Consider the following 16,262-nt stretch of genomic DNA (forward strand, 5'->3'; position numbering starts at 1 on the left):
TCCGTATCGTTGTGGGCTGTCCGTATCCTGATCGCAGGGTGCGGGTTGCCCCTATGATGCTGCCAGAAAAAGACGCTGGAACCTCGAACGTTCCGGCCACAGAAGGAGGTGGACTGCCGTGCAAGGTTTGATTCTGCAACTCACACGAGCAGGGTTCCTGCTCCTGCTGTGGCTGTTCGTCTGGACCGTTCTGCGGGCGTTGCGCGGCGACATCTACGCCGGCTCCGGCGTCCGTGTGCCGCCCCGATATTCACGCAGCGGCAATGTGCTGCCGTCGCTGGGAAAGACCAAGACGGCCAAGTATCTGGTGGTGACGCAGGGCGGCCTCGCCGGCACGCGCATCACCCTCGGCACCCAGCCCGTCCTCATCGGCCGGGCCGACGACTCCACCCTCGTTCTCACCGATGACTACGCCTCCACCCGCCATGCTCGGCTCTCCCCGCGAGGCGCCGACTGGTACGTCGAAGACCTCGGCTCGACCAACGGCACGTATCTGGATCGCGCCAAGGTCACCACATCTGTCCGCGTGCCGCTCGGTACCCCCGTACGGGTCGGCAAAACGGTAATCGAGTTGCGCCCGTGACCCTCGTACTCCGCTATGCCGCCCGCAGCGACCGTGGCCTTGTCCGTTCCAACAACGAAGATTCCGTGTACGCCGGGGCCCGCCTGCTGGCGCTCGCGGACGGCATGGGCGGGCACGCGGCCGGTGAGGTCGCGTCGCAGTTGATGATCGCGGCCCTCGCGCATCTCGACGACGACGAGCCCGGCGAAGACCTTCTCGGCAAGCTCGAGGCCGCCACCCGGGAGGGCAACGACTCCATCGCCGACCACGTCGAGGAGGACCCCGAACTCGACGGCATGGGCACCACGCTCACCGCAATCCTGTTCTCCGGCAACAAGCTCGGGCTCGTCCACATCGGTGACTCCCGCGCCTACCTGCTCCGCGACGACTCCCTCGCGCAGATCACCCGGGACGACACGTTCGTGCAGTCCCTCGTCGACGAGGGACGGATCACCGCCGAGCAGGCTCACACCCACCCGCAGCGGTCGCTCATCATGCGCGCCCTCACCGGCAACGAGATCGAGCCGACGCTGACGGTCCGCGAGGCGCGTGCGGGCGACCGCTACCTGCTGTGCTCCGACGGACTGTCGGACGTGGTCAGCGACGAGACCATCGAGAACACGATGCGGGAGGGCTCGCAGGACGAGTGCGCCGACCGGCTCATCGAACTCGCCCTGCGCAGCGGCGGCCCGGACAACGTGACGGTCGTCGTCGCGGACGTCATCGACCTCGACTACGGACAGAGCCACCCCATCGTCGCCGGTGCCGCCTCCGCCGACGACGAAGAGGACACCCCGCCGCCCAACACCGCCGCGGGGCGTGCCGCCGCGATGCGTCCGCCGCGGGCCACCCCGAAGCGGGTCGTCCCGCAGGTCGAGGAACCGCCGACGAAGAAGAAGCGTCACCGCATGTGGTGGGCTGCATTCGCGCTCGGTCTGATCGTCGTGGTCGCCGTCGCTGCCTTCGTGGGGCGGGCTCTGGTCCGCAACAACTACTACGTCGGCGCCGACGGCGAACGCGTCACCGTGCTGCGCGGAGTCCCCGGCTCGGTGCTCGGTTACTCGCTGCAGGAAGCGAATCTCGTCGGCTGTGTCAGCGATGCCGGCGACCTGACGTTGATGTCGCCGACCGAATCGCCGAACGGGTGCACCATCCTCGAGGTCGACGACCTCCAGCCGTCCGCCCGCGAGCAGGTGCGTGCCGGGCTGCCCTCGGGCAAGCTCGACGACGTCCGCAACCAGATGACGCGGCTCGCCCAGAACGATCTGCTTCCGGTCTGCGAGTCGGAGTCGTCCACCACCACGACGACGACGCCGGCACCGACGCCGGCTCCCGTCCCGGAGACCACGCCGCCGCCCGCGCCTGCACCTGTTCCCCCGGCCGAGGTACCGCCCGCTCCGGGGCCGACCGCACCCCCGACTCCGACCGCCACCCCGGCGCCGACCGTGACCCAGGTTCCCGGTCAGAACTGCAGGACGGCTAGCTGATGTCGGTCGCAAGTGCATCACCGGGGGCGCAGTTTCCCAGTCCACCCGGCGGGTTCGCGCCAGCCCCCGTCCAGTCGACGCGTCGGGGCACCGAGCTGATCCTGATCGGTTTCGCGATCCTGATCACGACGATCTCGCTGGTGCTGGTCGAGGCCAGCCAGGAACAGAGCATCACCTGGGATCTCGCCAAGTACGCCGCCGCCTATTCGGCGCTGTTCCTGATCGCGCATCTCGCGGTGCGCCGGTTCGCTCCGTACGCCGACCCGCTGATCCTGCCGATCGTCGCGCTGCTCAACGGCCTCGGACTGGTGCTGATCCACCGACTCGACCTCGCCGACGCACAGTCCGCCGCCTACTTCGGGTTGCCCGTGCCGTCGCCGGACGCCAACCAGCAGGTGCTGTGGACGACGCTGGCCATCGCCGGTTTCGTGGCGGTGCTGGTGCTGCTCAAGGACTACCGCCTCCTGGCCCGCTACAGCTACACGCTGGGCCTCGCCGGACTGGTGTTCCTCGCCATCCCGGCGATCCTGCCGTCCAGCTTCTCCGAGGTGAACGGCGCGAAGATCTGGATCCGCCTCCCCGGCTTCAGCATTCAGCCCGGCGAGTTCGCGAAGATCCTTCTGATCATCTTCTTCGCGTCGGTGCTGGTCGCGAAGCGCGACCTGTTCACCACCGCAGGCAAGCACGTGTTCGGCATCGACCTCCCCCGCGCCCGCGACCTCGGACCCATCCTGCTCGCATGGATGGTGTCGGTGGGTGTGCTCGTGCTGGAGAAGGACCTCGGCACGTCGCTGCTGCTGTTCAGCACCGTGCTCGTGATGCTGTACATCGCCACCGAGCGCGTCGGATGGCTGCTGATCGGCGCCGGACTGCTCGGTATCGGCTTCTTCTTCGCCTACCAGCTGTTCGGCCACGTCCGGGTCCGCGTCAGCACCTGGCTCGATCCGCTGGCCGACTACAACAACACCGGCTACCAGATCTCGCAGTCGCTGTTCGGGCTCGCGACCGGTGGCGTCGCCGGAACGGGACTCGGCAGCGGACGGCCCGCCCAGGTGCCGTTCGCGAAGACCGACTTCATCGTCGCCACGATCGGTGAGGAGCTCGGTCTCATCGGTCTCGCCGCCGTCCTGATGCTGTTCCTGATCCTCGTCATCCGTGGTCTGCGCACCGCGCTGGCCGTCCGGGACAGCTTCGGCAAGCTGCTCGCGGCCGGTTTGTCGTTCACGATCGCGGTGCAGGTGTTCGTGGTGGTCGGCGGCGTCACCAAGCTGATCCCCCTCACCGGGCTGACCACGCCGTTCATGTCGTACGGTGGGTCGTCGCTGCTCGCCAACTATCTCCTCCTCGCGATCCTGATCAAGATCTCCGACGCCGCCCGTGAGCCGGCCGTCCCGAAGAAGAAGGGCCCCGCACCCATCGCCGACGCCCCGACCGAGATGGTGCCGCGCTCATGAACACACCTCTGCGTCGCGTCGCGATCGCCGTCATGGTGATGGTGGTCGCCCTCCTCGCCAACGCCACCTACGTCCAGGTCATCAAGGCGGACAACCTGCGGGCCGATCCGCGGAACTCGCGCGTGCTTCTCGACGAGTACTCGCGTCAGCGCGGCCAGATCTCGGCGGCCGGCCAGGTGCTCGCGGCGTCCGTCCCGACCGACGACCGCTACAAGTACCTGCGCACCTACCCGCCCAACCCGGCGGCACCGTCCAGCCCGCTGGCCAACGCACCGGTCACCGGGTTCTACTCGATGCAATACGGCAGCACCGGTCTCGAGCGGACCGAGGACCCGGTCCTCAACGGTTCCGACAACCGGCTGTTCGGACGACGCTTCTTCGACCTCGTGTCCGGGCGCGACCCCCGCGGCGGCAACGTGGTGACCACCATCAACCCGGTCATGCAGCAGGTTGCGTACGACGAGCTGACGGCTAAGGGCTACACCGGTTCGGTCGTGGCGATCGAGCCGAGCACCGGACGCATCCTCACGATGGTCAGCACCCCGAGCTACGACCCCAACTCGCTCGCCAGCCATGACGGCACCGAGACCACCGCGGCGTGGGAGGCCCTGAATGCCGACCCGGAGAAGCCGCTGATCAACCGTGCGGTGTCGCAGACGTACCCGCCCGGTTCCACGTTCAAGGTGGTGGTGACCGCCGCCGCGCTCGCCGCCGGAACCACCCCCGACACCCAGCTGACCGCGGCCCCGCAGATCACCCTTCCCGGCACCTCCACGACGCTCGAGAACTACAACGGCTCCACGTGTGGCGGTGCCCCCACCGCGTCGTTGCGTGAGGCGTTCGCGCGGTCGTGCAACACGGCGTTCGTCGAACTCGGAGTCAAGACCGGCACCGACGCCGTCAGCGACCAGTCCAGCGCGCTCGGCATCGGTGGGCAGATGCCCGGCGTCCCGTTCCCCGTCGCGGACAGCACGATCGGATCGATCCCCGACGACGCCGCACTCGGCCAGAGCAGCATCGGCCAGCGAGACGTCGCGCTCACTCCGCTGCAGAACGCGATGATCGCGGCTACCGTCGCCAACGGTGGCGTGCGGATGCAACCGCAGTTGGTATCCGAATTGCAGGGGCCGGACCTGTCCAACCTCGCGACCACCAACCCGGTCTCCGAAGGCCAGGCGATGTCGTCCCAGGTGGCGGCCACCCTGACCGACCTGATGATCGGTTCCGAGAACAACACCAGCGGCGAAGGCAAGATCCCGGGCGTCCAGATCGCGTCCAAGACGGGCACCGCCGAGCACGGGACCGACCCTCGGAACACCCCGCCCCACGCCTGGTACATCGGATTCGCACCCGCCCAGAACCCGACCGTCGCCATCGCGGTCATCGTCGAGGACGGCGGAGATCGTGCACTGGCCGCAACCGGCGGCTCGGTGGCTGCACCTATCGGCCGTGCCGTCATCGCAGCCGGACTACAAGGGGGCTGATTGTGGCACTGAACAACGGCGCGCTGATCGCCAATCGATACCGCCTGATCCGGCTCATCGCCACGGGCGGAATGGGACAGGTCTGGGAAGCGACGGACAACCGGCTCAATCGTCGTGTCGCGGTGAAGGTGCTGAAGTCCGAGTTCTCGTCCGACCCGGAGTTCGTCGAACGATTCCGCTTCGAGGCGCGCACCACCGCGCAGCTGAACCATTCCGGCATCGCCGGGATCTACGACTACGGCGAGGTCCGCGACGCCACCGGCGATTCCACCGCCTACCTGGTGATGGAACTCGTCAACGGTGAGCCGCTCAACGCCGTCCTCGCACGGGTGGGCCGTCTCGCGGTGCCGCACGCCCTGGACATGCTCGAGCAGACCGGCCGGGCGTTGCAGGTGGCGCACGACGCCGGTGTCGTGCACCGGGACGTGAAGCCGGGCAACATTCTGATCACCCCCACCGGCCAGGTGAAGATCACCGACTTCGGCATCGCGAAGGCCGTGGAGAACTCGCCGGTCACGCGTACCGGCATGGTGATGGGCACCGCGCAGTACATCGCCCCCGAGCAGGCGCTCGGGCAGGACGCGACCGCGGCGAGCGACGTGTACTCTCTCGGCATCGTCGGCTACGAGGCGCTGTCCGGACGTCGCCCGTTCGTCGGCGACGGCGCGATCACGGTCGCGATGAAGCACGTGCAGGAGGCACCGGCACCGTTGCCGAGCGACCTGCCGCCGAACATCCGCGAACTCATCGACATCACCATCGCGAAGGATCCGAGCACCCGCTACGCCAGTGGTGGAGAGTTCGCCGACGCGGTCGCGGCGGTCCGGGCAGGCAGGCGTCCCCCGCCGCCCGGCATGTCGGGTACCGGGGCGGCGCGGGTGCTGCCCCCGCCGATGACCGGCGCAACCCAGATGATGCCGCCCTCGCAGACCGCGTACGCGGGACCGGTCACGGGGCAGGTGCCGCCGGACGACTCGAACGGTGACGGCAAGAAGGGCGGGCTGACCAGCGGCCAGAAGGCCGTGGCCTGGGGTGCGGGTGGTCTGCTGGTGCTGGCGGCGATCATCGCGCTCGCGCTCGTCCTGTTCGACGGTGGTGACACGAAGGAACCGACGTCGCCGGCGATCACGTCGTCGCTGCGGACGATCACGACGACACCGCGGCCGACGACCACCACCACGACCGAGGAACCGACGACCACCACCGAGCCGCCGTATACGACGACCACCACCCAGCCGTTCACGACGACCACCACCCAGCCGACGACCACGACGACGACAGAGCCGACGACGACTACCACCACCACGACCACCACCGCACCCACGACGACGACCACGACGACCACGTCGGAGGAGTCAACTACTCCGACCCCACAAGGACTGCCATGACGACACCGCGCAACCTCTCCTCACGCTACGAGCTGGGTGAGATTCTCGGCTTCGGTGGCATGTCCGAGGTCCACCTCGCCCGCGACGTCCGGCTCAGCCGGGACGTCGCGATCAAGGTCCTGCGCGCCGACCTCGCCCGCGACCCCACGTTCTACCTCCGGTTCCGCCGGGAGGCGCAGAACGCCGCGGCGCTGAATCATCCGGCGATCGTGGCCGTCTACGACACCGGCGAGGCGGAAACCGACGCGGGACCGCTGCCGTACATCGTGATGGAGTACGTCGACGGTGACACGTTGCGGGACATCGTGCGCGGCGAGGGCCCGATGGCGCCCCGCCGCGCGATGGAGGTCATCTCTGACGTGTGCGCGGCGCTCGACTTCAGCCACCGCAACGGCATCGTCCACCGCGACGTGAAACCCGCCAACGTGATGATCAACCGGGCGGGCGCGGTGAAGGTGATGGACTTCGGCATCGCGCGAGCGATCTCCGACGCGTCCAGCCCCATGACGCAGACCGCTGCCGTCATCGGCACCGCCCAGTACCTGTCGCCCGAGCAGGCCCGCGGCGAGCAGGTCGACGCCCGCTCCGACGTGTACTCGCTCGGGTGCGTGCTGTTCGAGATCCTCACCGGAGAACCCCCCTTCAAGGGTGACTCCCCGGTCGCGGTCGCGTACCAGCACGTGCGGGAGGACCCACAGACCCCGTCCGTGGTCAACCCGGACATTCCGCGTGAGCTCGACTCGGTGATCCTCAAGGCGATGAGCAAGAACCCCGCCAACCGCTACCAGACCGCCGCGGACATGCGCAGCGACCTGGTCCGGGTACTCGGCGGGCAGCGCCCCAGCGCGCCGATGGTGATGAGCGACGAGGACCGCACCACGATCCTCGGTGCCGTCGACTCCGGCGCGGGGAACTACCGGCGCCCGCAGTCACCCACCCCGGCCACCGCGTCGAAGACGGACGGCGGCGAGCCCGACAAGAAGAAGAACCCGATGCGGGTGGCGTTGATGGCGCTGGGCGCCCTCATCGTCGTCGGCATCGTCGGCGCGTTCCTGTGGTCCGTGGGACCGGGTTCGAAGGCCGATCAGGTAACCATGCCGGACGTCACGAACCAGGCCGCGGACGACGCCGAGACGACACTGCAGAACCTCGGTTTCCGCGTCGCCCGGCAGCAGAAACCGGACGCCGTCGTGGCGACCGGCAACGTCATCACCACCCGGCCCGTCGGCGGGGTGCAGGTCGACGAGGGCAGCACGATCACCCTCGAGGTGTCGTCCGGACCCGAACAGGTGAAGGTCCCGCGGCTCGCCGGCCTCACCCAGCAGGAAGCGCAGCAGGAGCTGAACGCGGTGGGTCTGCGGCTCGACACCGCCGTCGCCCGCGCACCGTCCGACGTGTCCGACGTCGACAAGGTGATCGAGCAGAACCCGTCCTCCGGGGCGAGCATCTCCCTCGACTCCGAGGTCGCCGTCACGCTGGGCACCGGGCCGGAGCAGATCCGCATCCCCGACGTGACCGGCCAAAAGGTCGAGGTCGCGCAGGCCAACATCGAGGGTGCCGGATTCAAGGTGCAGATCCAGAACATCGATTCCGGTGTGCCGAAGGGCCAGGTCGTCTCCACCGACCCCGTCGGCGGCTCCACCGCAGCCAAGGGCGACACCATCCAGATCCGGGTGTCGAACGGCAACAATATCGAGATGCCGGACCTGACCGGCAAGACGGTGTCGCAGGCGCTCGCCGAGCTGCGCAGCGCCGGCTGGAGTGGGTCGTCGAGTTCGATCAATCAGACGCAGACGTCCACCCTGGACCCGGAGATGGTCGGCAAGATCATCAGCCAGGAACAGCCGCCGGGATCGGAGATCACCAAGAACGGTGTCGTCTCGGTCGGTGTCGGCGCGCTGGGCATCCCGCGGTAGGCGCCTCCGCCGCCTGTGCGCCTTTCTGGTTGCGGTAGCTACCACAAAGGCGCACGGGCGCTACGCGCCCAGCGCCTGCGCGACCTCGGTCTCGAGGGTGGCGACGAGGGATTCCTTCGGGGCTTCGCCGCAGACGGTGAGCCAGTTCGCGAGCATGCGGTGCCCACCCTCGGTGAGCACGGACTCCGGGTGGAACTGGACGCCGTGGATCGGCAGTTCCCGGTGCCGCATCGCCATGACGATGCCGCTGTCGGTGTGGGCGGTGACCTCGAGTTCGTCCGGGATGGTGTCTTCCAGGACGGTCAGCGAGTGGTAGCGCGTGGCGGTGAACGGGTCGGGCAGACCCGCGAGTACACCCTCGCCGGTGTGGTGGACGACGCTGGTCTTGCCGTGCAGGAGTTCGGGTGCCCGGTCGACGGTCGCGCCGAACGCGGCCCCGATCGCCTGGTGCCCGAGGCACACCCCGAGAAGCGGTGTCTCGGCGGCGGCGCATGCCGTGACCAGGTCCATCGTCGCGCCTGCCCGCTGCGGTGTGCCGGGGCCGGGGCTCAGCAGAATGCCGTCGAACTCGGCCGCTGCCGCCGCGACGGCGTCGGGCCCGGTGAGGTTCGGATCGTCGTTGCGCCAGACCACGGCCCGTGTTCCCAGCTGTCCGAGGTACTGCACCAGGTTGAACACGAAGCTGTCGTAGTTGTCGACGACGAGAATCCTCATGGAAGCAGGGTATTCTGCCCGCCTCGTGCTCTGCACGGCCGGGGACCGTTCAGGTCAGTGCCCTGCGTAACCGGGCACGGTGAGTTGGCCGGACGCCGCCTCCGAATAGCCGAGGCCGAACCGCGACGCATATTGCTTGAACACCCGGATTCCGGGTTCGTTCGCGAGCGCCGACTCCAGTCGCGCGGGGTCCCCGATCGCCGACATCACGTACGGCGGGCTGTAGGTGCGGCCGTGCAGCAGCAGGGTGTTGCCGATGCAGCGCGGCGCCGACGTGTTCACGATCCGCTGGTCCTGCATGCTGATCGCCTCGGCGCCACCCACCCACAGCGCGTTCAGCACGCTCTGGACGTCCTGCTGGTGGACGACGAGATCGTCCGGGGACGCGTCGACGGGGTATTTGCCGTCCGCGTCGCGGGGGGCGTCGGTGAGGGTGACGGTGACGCCGGGACCGGTCATCGGCGTGAGTCCGGCATCCGTGGCGAGCGCCTTGGTGTCGGCGAGCGCCTGCGCGACACCGCTGTCGGACGCGGCGGCGTCCTGCTGCAGCGACTCGACCTGCGCCGCCAGCCGGTCGCGGGTCTCGGCCACCTGGTCGGTCTCGGACTGCGCGTTCCGCACGAGGTCGGACAGCCGGGTGGAATCGCCGGCGCGGATCTCGTTGCCGTGCGACACCTGACGGGTGGTGGCCACCAGCAGGCCGGCCACGAGACACACCACCAGCACCGCGATCCGCCAGAAGATCGACCTGGTCACCGGTGTTTCCGTCCCCTCGTCCTCGCCGCGCGAATCGCGGCTACGTTAGCGTGTACACACGCAGGTATTTCCGAATCTACCTGCCCACATTCCCGTAGAGCCGCACGAACGAGGACGTCATGCCGAAGTCGAAGGTCCGAAAGAAGACCGATTACACGATCAACCCTGCGAGCCGCACCCCGGTGAAGGTGAAGGCCGGCCCCTCCAGCACCCTGTACGTCTCGGTGATGCTCGGGTTCATGCTGGTCGGGCTGGTGTGGCTGCTCGTCTACTACCTGGCCGCCGACCAGCTCGAGTGGATGAACAACCTCGGTGCCTACAACTTCCTCATCGGATTCGGCTTCATGGTGGTCGGTCTGATCATGACGATGCGCTGGCGTTGACGATCACAATTACACCGATGTCATTCATCCCCAATGTGGACAACCCCTGTGGATAGCCGCAGGTCGAGTGCTGATGTCTGCTGACGAGGCGCCGTTGGAGTGGTCGACGCCCCTCGGCGCGGTGATCGCGCTCGCTGCGGGCGGAGTCGCGTTGGGGGTCGCGGGACTTGCCGTGTCGACCGAGCCGGCGGGCCGTGTTCTCGTGTGCGTCGCCGCCCTCGGGCTGCTGCTGACCGCCGCGTCGGCGCTCCGGCAACGCCCCCGTCTCGCCGTCGACAAGGAGTGCGGCGGGATCGTGGTGAACCGGCTGAGAGGCCGCCACAGGTATGCCCGCTCGGAGATCGACCGCGCGCGACTCGTGCGCTACCCCCGGCTGGGTCGCCGGGTGCCGATGCTCGAGATCGACATCCGCACCGAGGACGGCACCGAACGCCTCCTGATCTTCGGCCGCTGGGATCTCGGCACCAATCCGGAGGACGTGTTCGACGCCCTCGCGGTGCATCGTCTGGTGGGCCGGGGTCAGTAGCCGAAGCTCGCGCGGAGCTGCAGGGTGCGGACCGCGATGACGGCCAGCGGCACCAGCACCACGACGCCGAGGCAGATCCAGCCGACGGTGATTGCCTTCTCCCGGTTGTTCCCGGCGCCCAGCAGCTGGGGTCCGTAGAGAATTCCCGCGGTGGCCGCGGCTCCGGCGACCAGGCCGCCGAGATGCCCCCACAGTGAGATGCCGGGGATCGTGATGCTGATGATCACGTTGACGGCGATCACCGAGATCACCGGTGCGGGGCTGCGTCGCAGCCGCAGGAGGATGACGGCCTGAGCGCCCATCAGTCCGAAGACGGCGCCCGACGCCCCCGCGGTGACCGCGCCGAGCTGGAACAGCATCACTGCGGCGGAACCGCCGAGCAGGGACACGAAGTACACGCAGGCGTAGCGGGCGCGGCCGAGGACCAGTTCGGTGTCGCGGCCGATCACCCACAGCGCGAACATGTTGACGGCCAGGTGAATGATGCCGAAGTGGAGGAATCCGCTGCCGAGCACGCGGACGATCTGCCCGTCCACGACAGCGGGTGGGAACAGCGCCCAGTCCGCGAAGAGCTTCGATCCCGCCTGGTTCTGCATGATGCTGCGGGACTGCGCCGCGGTGATCAGGAAGATGCCGACGTTCACGGCCATCAGGATGTACGTCACGAGCGGCACCGCACGCTGCGTGGTCACGGCGCCGGCGACGTTGCGAACCTGACGGACATCACGCTGCCCGGCGGCCACACAGTCGACACACTGGTAGCCGACGGCTGCTTCGCGCAGGCATTCGGGGCACGCGGGACGACCGCACCGATTGCACGACAGTGCAGTGGGCCGATCGGGGTGGCGGACGCACCGCGGCTGGGGCGGAGTGCCCTCGTTCGCGGCACCGCCCCAGCCGGGGTTGGTCATGTGCTGCGGTTCCCTACGCGATGGTGACGCTGTTGATCACGACCGGCTCGAGCGGACGGTCCGCGCGATCCGTCGCAGTGGTCGAGATGGCGTCGACGACCTTCTTCGACTCCTCGTCGACGACCTCACCGAAGATGGTGTGGCGACGGTTGAGGTGCGGGGTCGGGCCGGTGGTGATGAAGAACTGCGAACCGTTGGTTCCCGGGCCTGCATTCGCCATGGCCAGGATGTACGCGCGGTCGAACTGCAGTTCCGGGTGGAACTCGTCGCCGAACTTGTAGCCCGGGCCACCGGCGCCGGTACCCGTGGGGTCGCCGCCCTGGATCATGAATCCGTCGATGACGCGGTGGAAGACGGCGCCGTCGTAGAACGGTCCGGAGTCGGTGCCACCGGCGTTGGCGGTGCTGTAGTCCTTCGAACCGTTGGCCAGGCCGACGAAGTTCTCGACGGTCTTGGGCGCGTGGTTGCCGAACAGCGCGATCTTGATGTCGCCGCGGTTGGTGTGCAGCGTTGCGGTTGCGGTCTGATGAGGTGAAGTCACACCACCATGTTGCCATTGTGGGGTTCCGTGTGGTTCCGCCGCGGTGACTCGAGTCCTTCGGATCGGTTCGTGCTCCCGGTTCTTGTGACAAAGTGGGGACATGACACGAGCGACGGAGTCCCTCACGAATCTGCTTCCGACCGAACGCGCCGAGACCCTGCAGGAGCAGGTCTCCGAACGAGTCGAGACCGCTCTGGCCCACGTCGAGGATTCGGCTTCCCGCGTCAAGGAATCCGAGGCTGTCGATCAGGCGCGGCGCTACGCAAGCTCGGCGGCACTCGCCACGGCTCGCGGCGCCGGCCAGCTCAGTCTGTTCCTCGGCCGTCAGGGTGCCTCGCTGGCCAAGAAGGGCTACGAACGCGCCCGGACCGTGCCGGTGAAGAAGGTCGCCCAGGATGTCGTTCGTCCCCTGACCTCGGCCGCGGCGCCGGTCGAGGAGAAGAAGTCGCGGAAGGGCCGTCGCATCGCGATCATCGTCCTCGTGGGTGCCTCTGTGGCCGGGGGGGCGGTGTTCTTCAAGAGCCGCCGCCGCGAGCAGCCGCGGGTCGCGTCCGCTCCCCCGAACCTGCGCGACCTCGACAGCACGAACACGCAGGAGCCCACGCCGCCCACGGCGACGAAGCCCCTCACCGCAACCGACCCGTCACTCCCCGGCCAGTAGGGCGCGCGCTCGCTCGGTGTGGCCCGGCGCCAGCCGGGCGGCTGCAGGATCGGTCGGCACGGTCTCCGGCATCTGCGAATCCTTTCGTTTCACGGCTTGTACCAGGGGTATCCCGCAGGCAGATGCGCACCAGCGCGAGGATCCGTTCCGAGGAGCAGACATGACCGCCAGACGTATCGTCCACCGTATCGCCGCCGTCGCGTTTCCGATCGCCGCCACCGCGGCTGTGCTGACGGCCGGCCCCGCCGGCGCCGACCCGCCCCACCCGTTCGGCGGACCGGCTCTGACCATCGGATGCCCGAACCAGGGCAGCCTGATGTCGTTGACGGCGCTCACCGGACAGTCCGGGCCGGAGGCGTCGCCGCCCATCGCCGACGGCGACATCCGGTTCGAGTCACGCCCCGCCGCAGCACCGATTCCGGCAGCCGCGCAGGTCACCGTGGCCTGGGTCAACACCGACAGCGGACGGTCGGGGGTCGTGAACCTCGGCGGTGTCTACCCCTTCCTGTCCGCGACGGTGAACACCGGCGTCGGGAACGTGGTGGCGACGGCGTTCGGATCGATCAACTTCGGCAGTAGCCCGATCTGCCAGGCGAACCCGGCCATCGGCACGTTCATTGCCTGAGTTCGGCCGCGTTGCAGCCGAACCGGCGCCGATAGTCGGCCGGTGCGACGCCGACCACCCGGTTGAAGTGGTGACGTAGAAGCGCACCGGACCCGAATCCGCTGCGTCTCGAGATCGCCTCGAGACCGAGGTCGGTGCCCTCGAGTAGTTGCCGTGCGTAGAGGACCCGCTGCGTCGTCAGCCACTTCACGGGGGTGGTGCCCGTCTCGGCCGCGAACTTGCGTGCGAAGGTGCGCGTCGACATGGACGAGCGCGCCGCGAGCTCGTCGACCGTGTGCGGCAGCTCGAGATTCTCGCTCATCCACGCCATCGTCTCGCTCAGACTGTCCGACGTGCACGCGACCACCGGCTGTTCGATGAACTGCCGCTGTCCCCCGTCGCGTTGCGGCGGCACGACCATCCTCCGGGCGATCGTATTGGCGACGGTGGAACCGAGCTCCCGGCGGACCACGTGCAGGCAGGCGTCGATGCCTGCCGCGGTGCCCGCACTGGTGACGAGGTTGCCCTCGTCGACGAACAGGACGTCGGGGTCGACGGTTGCCGTCGGGAACCGGGTGGCCAGTTCGTCGACGTACTCCCAGTGGGTGGTGCACTTGCGTCCGGCCAGCAGTCCCGCCTCGCCGAGCAGGAATACACCCGAGCACAGGCTGAGGACGATGGCACCGGCATTCGCGGCCGCACGCACCGCGTCAAGCGCCTCCACCGGGAAGTCGGACTGCGCCCCCGGCGGCGGGACGACGACGAGATCTGCGTCGCGCAGGAAGTCCAGCCCGAAGTCGGCGGAGAGCGTCAGTCCCGGTGTGATCGACGCGAGCGGTTCGCCGGGACGGATCCCGCAGATCCGGAAGTCGAACGGCGGAACCCCGTGTTCGGTGCGGTCGATTCCGAACACTTCACAGACCACCCCGAACTCGAACATCGAGACACGGTCGAGGAGGAGCGTCGCGACCTTGAAGATCATGACCCCACTCTAATTGGCGACATCTTGTCGGACCATGTCGGAACGGCCAGTCATTCGCGGACCGGCCCACAGATCGACACGAGCGCACGCGCCAGCGTGGCCTGATGCAGCGGGTCGAGGCGTTGTTCGGCCGCCACCGCGACCGTGGCGTCGACGAGCGCGGGCACGCACCCCGGACCGGCGAGCACGGCCTCCTGTTCGCGCAGCTGCAGGAGTATGTCCGAGTTCCGGCGGTCGATCACCGGACGAACCTGTGTCAGGTCGGGCCGGACAGTCGGCGCCGCACCGGGCGCGACGCTCCACCAGGCGAAGAGGGCCCGCTGCACCTCCTTGTTGGCCTCGATCTGGTCCCGGAAGACCTGCTGCACCCGCGCCGCGCTCAGGCCCTCGTCGGCGGCCTGCGTGGCGACCGCATTCAGAACCTGCGCCTCGCGCGCGGGATCGTCGATCGGTGACGGGGTGCCCCACTTGGCCGCCGCCACCGCGTCGGCCGTGGCGAGGCGCAGCGAGACCGCCCGGGCGATCGGTTCCAGTGGTCGGGTCTGCGCACCCGCGGGCGCGGTACCGCCTGCCGTCAGTAGCCCGAGCATCACCGCGGCGACGGCCGCGCGGCGGGCGAGTGCTGGCCGGACCGTGGTCATGGTGCGAGTGTAGGGCCGGTCAGTCGTCCAGCCCGGCGACTCCGCGTTTCCAGTACCCGGTGAACAGCGAATCCATCCGGCCCCGGCTCCACGCGCGCAGAGGCTTGATGTCGGTCGCCTCGCCTGCCGCGAACAGGAAGTAGCGGCCGTCGGGCAGATCGAGCGACTGCACCGTCGACGCCACGGCGGACTCGCTGCCGTCGCGCACGAGCCACGTCACGTCCACGTTCTCGCGCACGGCCAGCGGGTAACCGTGCTCGACGTCGTCGTCGGTCTCGATCACGACGTGCGCCGAGACGTCGGCCGGGGATTCGTCGAGCCACCGCGCGACCGCCGGGAGCGCGGTGGAATCGACCGCGAAGACGTAGTGGTCGAAGTTGTGGGCGAATGCCTTCGCGCCGGGCGGTCCGGCGATGGTCACGTCGTCACCGATCGCGACCGTCCTTACCCAGGAGGACGCGAGCCCGCCCTCGTGCAGCACGAAGTCGAGGTCGAGTTCGCGGGCGTCGGCGTCGTAGCGGCGGACGGTGTATTTCCGCGTGGTCGGGAGCGGTCGCGGCCAGTCGAGCATCATCGCGTCGTTCACCACCGGGACGCGGCGGGTGCCGTCCGGATCGGGGAACACGATCTTGACGTGATCGTCGGCCTGGTAGGTGTGGAATCCGTCGAGGCCGGGGCCCCCGAGCGTCAGACGCACCATGCGGGGTGTGACGTACTCGCGTGCACGGACCGTGACCGTGCGGACTCCGATCGGGTATCCGATGCGTGCGGTTCCCTCACCGGTCCGGTGGTGGGATGCGACGCGACCGCGCGGGTCGAGACGTTCACGGGCTCCGGGATCGAGGGCAGTCATGAAGTAAGGGTAACCTCACCCGGTTCTGGTCCGCACAGCAGCGTGCCCCGGACTCTTCCGAATCCGGGGCACGCTACTTCTGTATTTGTACTTGTGGAGCCTAGGAGATTCGAACTCCTGACATCTGCCTTGCAAAGGCAGCGCTCTACCAACTGAGCTAAGGCCCCGTTACCTCGTGCCACACCTCATTGCCGCGAAGCAACTTGGACAGTCCGATCGCCACCAGCACTCCGGCTCCCACAAACAGGAGGACCTTCATGCGAATGACCTTTCACCGGCACCAGGAGTGGGCCTAGGAGGACTTGAACCTCCGACCTCTTCGTTATCAGCGAAGCGCTCTAACCGCCTGAGCTATAGGCCCCTGAAGTCTGGAAACTCATCTCGCGCAGTTCCCTGAAC

17 protein-coding genes and 2 tRNA genes are annotated in these 16,262 nt (G+C 68.3%); 10 read left to right on the top strand and 9 right to left on the bottom strand.

Going from position 1 to position 16,262, the window contains the following annotated elements:
* The first annotated feature begins 118 nt into the window (after positions 1-118).
* The 6 genes from HGB39_RS17805 to pknB are packed head-to-tail and all read left to right on the top strand — an operon-like array spanning position 119 to position 8,291.
* A complete protein-coding gene (locus tag HGB39_RS17805; protein WP_005249074.1) occupies positions 119-583 on the top strand; it encodes an FHA domain-containing protein FhaB/FipA in 465 nt (154 codons plus the stop codon).
* Entirely contained in the window at positions 580-2,049 is a 1,470-nt protein-coding gene (locus HGB39_RS17810) for a PP2C family protein-serine/threonine phosphatase (RefSeq protein WP_054247680.1), read from the top strand. Before HGB39_RS17805 ends, HGB39_RS17810 begins: the two co-directional genes overlap by 4 nt.
* Positions 2,049-3,503 carry an FtsW/RodA/SpoVE family cell cycle protein gene (locus HGB39_RS17815; RefSeq protein WP_005249076.1) on the top strand — a complete coding sequence of 485 codons (1,455 nt, stop codon included), beginning with the start codon at positions 2,049-2,051 and terminating at the stop codon, positions 3,501-3,503. Before HGB39_RS17810 ends, HGB39_RS17815 begins: the two co-directional genes overlap by 1 nt.
* The gene (locus HGB39_RS17820; RefSeq protein WP_005263445.1) at positions 3,500-4,987 is read left to right on the top strand and encodes a penicillin-binding transpeptidase domain-containing protein; all 1,488 of its coding nucleotides are present in this window, start codon (positions 3,500-3,502) and stop codon (positions 4,985-4,987) included. The genes HGB39_RS17815 and HGB39_RS17820 overlap by 4 nt, the downstream gene beginning before the upstream one ends.
* A 2-nt stretch (positions 4,988-4,989) precedes the next feature.
* Complete coding sequence (locus HGB39_RS17825) at positions 4,990-6,375, top strand: protein kinase domain-containing protein (RefSeq protein WP_005561059.1); 1,386 nt, start codon at positions 4,990-4,992, stop codon at positions 6,373-6,375.
* Positions 6,372-8,291, top strand: a complete 1,920-nt coding sequence (pknB, locus tag HGB39_RS17830; RefSeq protein WP_005263449.1) for a Stk1 family PASTA domain-containing Ser/Thr kinase — start codon at positions 6,372-6,374, stop codon at positions 8,289-8,291. The genes HGB39_RS17825 and pknB overlap by 4 nt, the downstream gene beginning before the upstream one ends.
* Positions 8,292-8,351: 60 nt before the next feature.
* Here pknB and HGB39_RS17835 read toward each other — a convergent pair whose 3' ends face one another.
* Both HGB39_RS17835 and HGB39_RS17840 read right to left on the bottom strand, forming a co-directional pair.
* Positions 8,352-9,005: an aminodeoxychorismate/anthranilate synthase component II gene (locus tag HGB39_RS17835; RefSeq protein WP_005263451.1), complete on the bottom strand. Its 654-nt coding sequence runs from the start codon at positions 9,003-9,005 to the stop codon at positions 8,352-8,354.
* Between the two features lie 54 nt (positions 9,006-9,059).
* Positions 9,060-9,761, bottom strand: coding sequence for a DUF881 domain-containing protein (locus tag HGB39_RS17840; protein WP_005561061.1), 702 nt, complete (start codon positions 9,759-9,761; stop codon positions 9,060-9,062).
* Positions 9,762-9,880: 119 nt separating this feature from the next.
* Here HGB39_RS17840 and crgA point away from each other — a divergent pair, with 119 nt between their 5' ends.
* The gene (gene crgA / locus HGB39_RS17845; RefSeq protein WP_005249082.1) at positions 9,881-10,144 is read left to right on the top strand and encodes a cell division protein CrgA; all 264 of its coding nucleotides are present in this window, start codon (positions 9,881-9,883) and stop codon (positions 10,142-10,144) included.
* A gap of 67 nt (positions 10,145-10,211) precedes the next feature.
* Positions 10,212-10,670, top strand: coding sequence for a PH domain-containing protein (locus HGB39_RS17850; RefSeq protein WP_005561063.1), 459 nt, complete (start codon positions 10,212-10,214; stop codon positions 10,668-10,670).
* On the opposite strand, the gene HGB39_RS17855 is transcribed toward HGB39_RS17850, so the two are convergent.
* Both HGB39_RS17855 and HGB39_RS17860 read right to left on the bottom strand, forming a co-directional pair.
* On the bottom strand, positions 10,664-11,581 hold the full coding sequence (locus HGB39_RS17855) for a rhomboid family intramembrane serine protease (protein ID WP_005249084.1): 918 nt from the start codon (positions 11,579-11,581) through the stop codon (positions 10,664-10,666). The genes HGB39_RS17850 and HGB39_RS17855 overlap by 7 nt on opposite strands.
* A 13-nt stretch (positions 11,582-11,594) precedes the next feature.
* Positions 11,595-12,122, bottom strand: coding sequence for a peptidylprolyl isomerase (locus tag HGB39_RS17860; protein ID WP_005263459.1), 528 nt, complete (start codon positions 12,120-12,122; stop codon positions 11,595-11,597).
* A 100-nt stretch (positions 12,123-12,222) separates the two neighbouring features.
* Here HGB39_RS17860 and HGB39_RS17865 point away from each other — a divergent pair, with 100 nt between their 5' ends.
* Positions 12,223-12,783, top strand: a complete 561-nt coding sequence (locus tag HGB39_RS17865) for a hypothetical protein (RefSeq protein WP_005561066.1) — start codon at positions 12,223-12,225, stop codon at positions 12,781-12,783.
* 160 nt (positions 12,784-12,943) lie between these two features.
* Positions 12,944-13,408 (top strand): hypothetical protein, encoded by a 465-nt coding sequence (locus tag HGB39_RS17870; RefSeq protein ID WP_005561067.1) that lies wholly within the window; start codon positions 12,944-12,946, stop codon positions 13,406-13,408.
* Here HGB39_RS17870 and HGB39_RS17875 read toward each other — a convergent pair.
* The 5 genes from HGB39_RS17875 to HGB39_RS17895 all read right to left on the bottom strand — a co-directional run bounded on the left by HGB39_RS17875 (position 13,398) and on the right by HGB39_RS17895 (position 16,224).
* Positions 13,398-14,369: a helix-turn-helix domain-containing protein gene (locus tag HGB39_RS17875; protein ID WP_005561069.1), complete on the bottom strand. Its 972-nt coding sequence runs from the start codon at positions 14,367-14,369 to the stop codon at positions 13,398-13,400. The genes HGB39_RS17870 and HGB39_RS17875 overlap by 11 nt on opposite strands.
* A gap of 50 nt (positions 14,370-14,419) precedes the next feature.
* A complete protein-coding gene (locus HGB39_RS17880; protein ID WP_005561071.1) occupies positions 14,420-15,010 on the bottom strand; it encodes a chorismate mutase in 591 nt (196 codons plus the stop codon).
* A 19-nt stretch (positions 15,011-15,029) separates the two neighbouring features.
* Positions 15,030-15,863: a siderophore-interacting protein gene (locus HGB39_RS17885; RefSeq protein ID WP_005561073.1), complete on the bottom strand. Its 834-nt coding sequence runs from the start codon at positions 15,861-15,863 to the stop codon at positions 15,030-15,032.
* A gap of 94 nt (positions 15,864-15,957) precedes the next feature.
* Positions 15,958-16,030, bottom strand: a tRNA-Ala gene (locus HGB39_RS17890).
* Positions 16,031-16,150: 120 nt separating this feature from the next.
* Positions 16,151-16,224, bottom strand: a tRNA-Ile gene (locus HGB39_RS17895).
* Positions 16,225-16,262 lie beyond the last annotated feature (38 nt).

The organism is Rhodococcus opacus (assembly GCF_012396235.1).
Taxonomy (GTDB): Bacteria; Actinomycetota; Actinomycetes; order Mycobacteriales; family Mycobacteriaceae; genus Rhodococcus_F; species Rhodococcus_F opacus.

Excerpts from the sequence above, each read along its gene's own strand:
- HGB39_RS17815 (WP_005249076.1), top strand. The coding sequence starts at position 2,049 with ATGTCGGTCGCAAGTGCATCACCGGGGGCGCAGTTTCCCAGTCCACCC.
- HGB39_RS17820 (WP_005263445.1), top strand. The coding sequence starts at position 3,500 with ATGAACACACCTCTGCGTCGCGTCGCGATCGCCGTCATGGTGATGGTG.
- pknB (WP_005263449.1), top strand. The coding sequence starts at position 6,372 with ATGACGACACCGCGCAACCTCTCCTCACGCTACGAGCTGGGTGAGATT.
- HGB39_RS17835 (WP_005263451.1), bottom strand. The coding sequence starts at position 9,005 with ATGAGGATTCTCGTCGTCGACAACTACGACAGCTTCGTGTTCAACCTG.
- crgA (WP_005249082.1), top strand. The coding sequence starts at position 9,881 with ATGCCGAAGTCGAAGGTCCGAAAGAAGACCGATTACACGATCAACCCT.
- HGB39_RS17855 (WP_005249084.1), bottom strand. The coding sequence starts at position 11,581 with ATGACCAACCCCGGCTGGGGCGGTGCCGCGAACGAGGGCACTCCGCCC.
- HGB39_RS17865 (WP_005561066.1), top strand. The coding sequence starts at position 12,223 with ATGACACGAGCGACGGAGTCCCTCACGAATCTGCTTCCGACCGAACGC.
- HGB39_RS17870 (WP_005561067.1), top strand. The coding sequence starts at position 12,944 with ATGACCGCCAGACGTATCGTCCACCGTATCGCCGCCGTCGCGTTTCCG.
- HGB39_RS17875 (WP_005561069.1), bottom strand. The coding sequence starts at position 14,369 with ATGATCTTCAAGGTCGCGACGCTCCTCCTCGACCGTGTCTCGATGTTC.
- HGB39_RS17880 (WP_005561071.1), bottom strand. The coding sequence starts at position 15,010 with ATGACCACGGTCCGGCCAGCACTCGCCCGCCGCGCGGCCGTCGCCGCG.
- HGB39_RS17885 (WP_005561073.1), bottom strand. The coding sequence starts at position 15,863 with ATGACTGCCCTCGATCCCGGAGCCCGTGAACGTCTCGACCCGCGCGGT.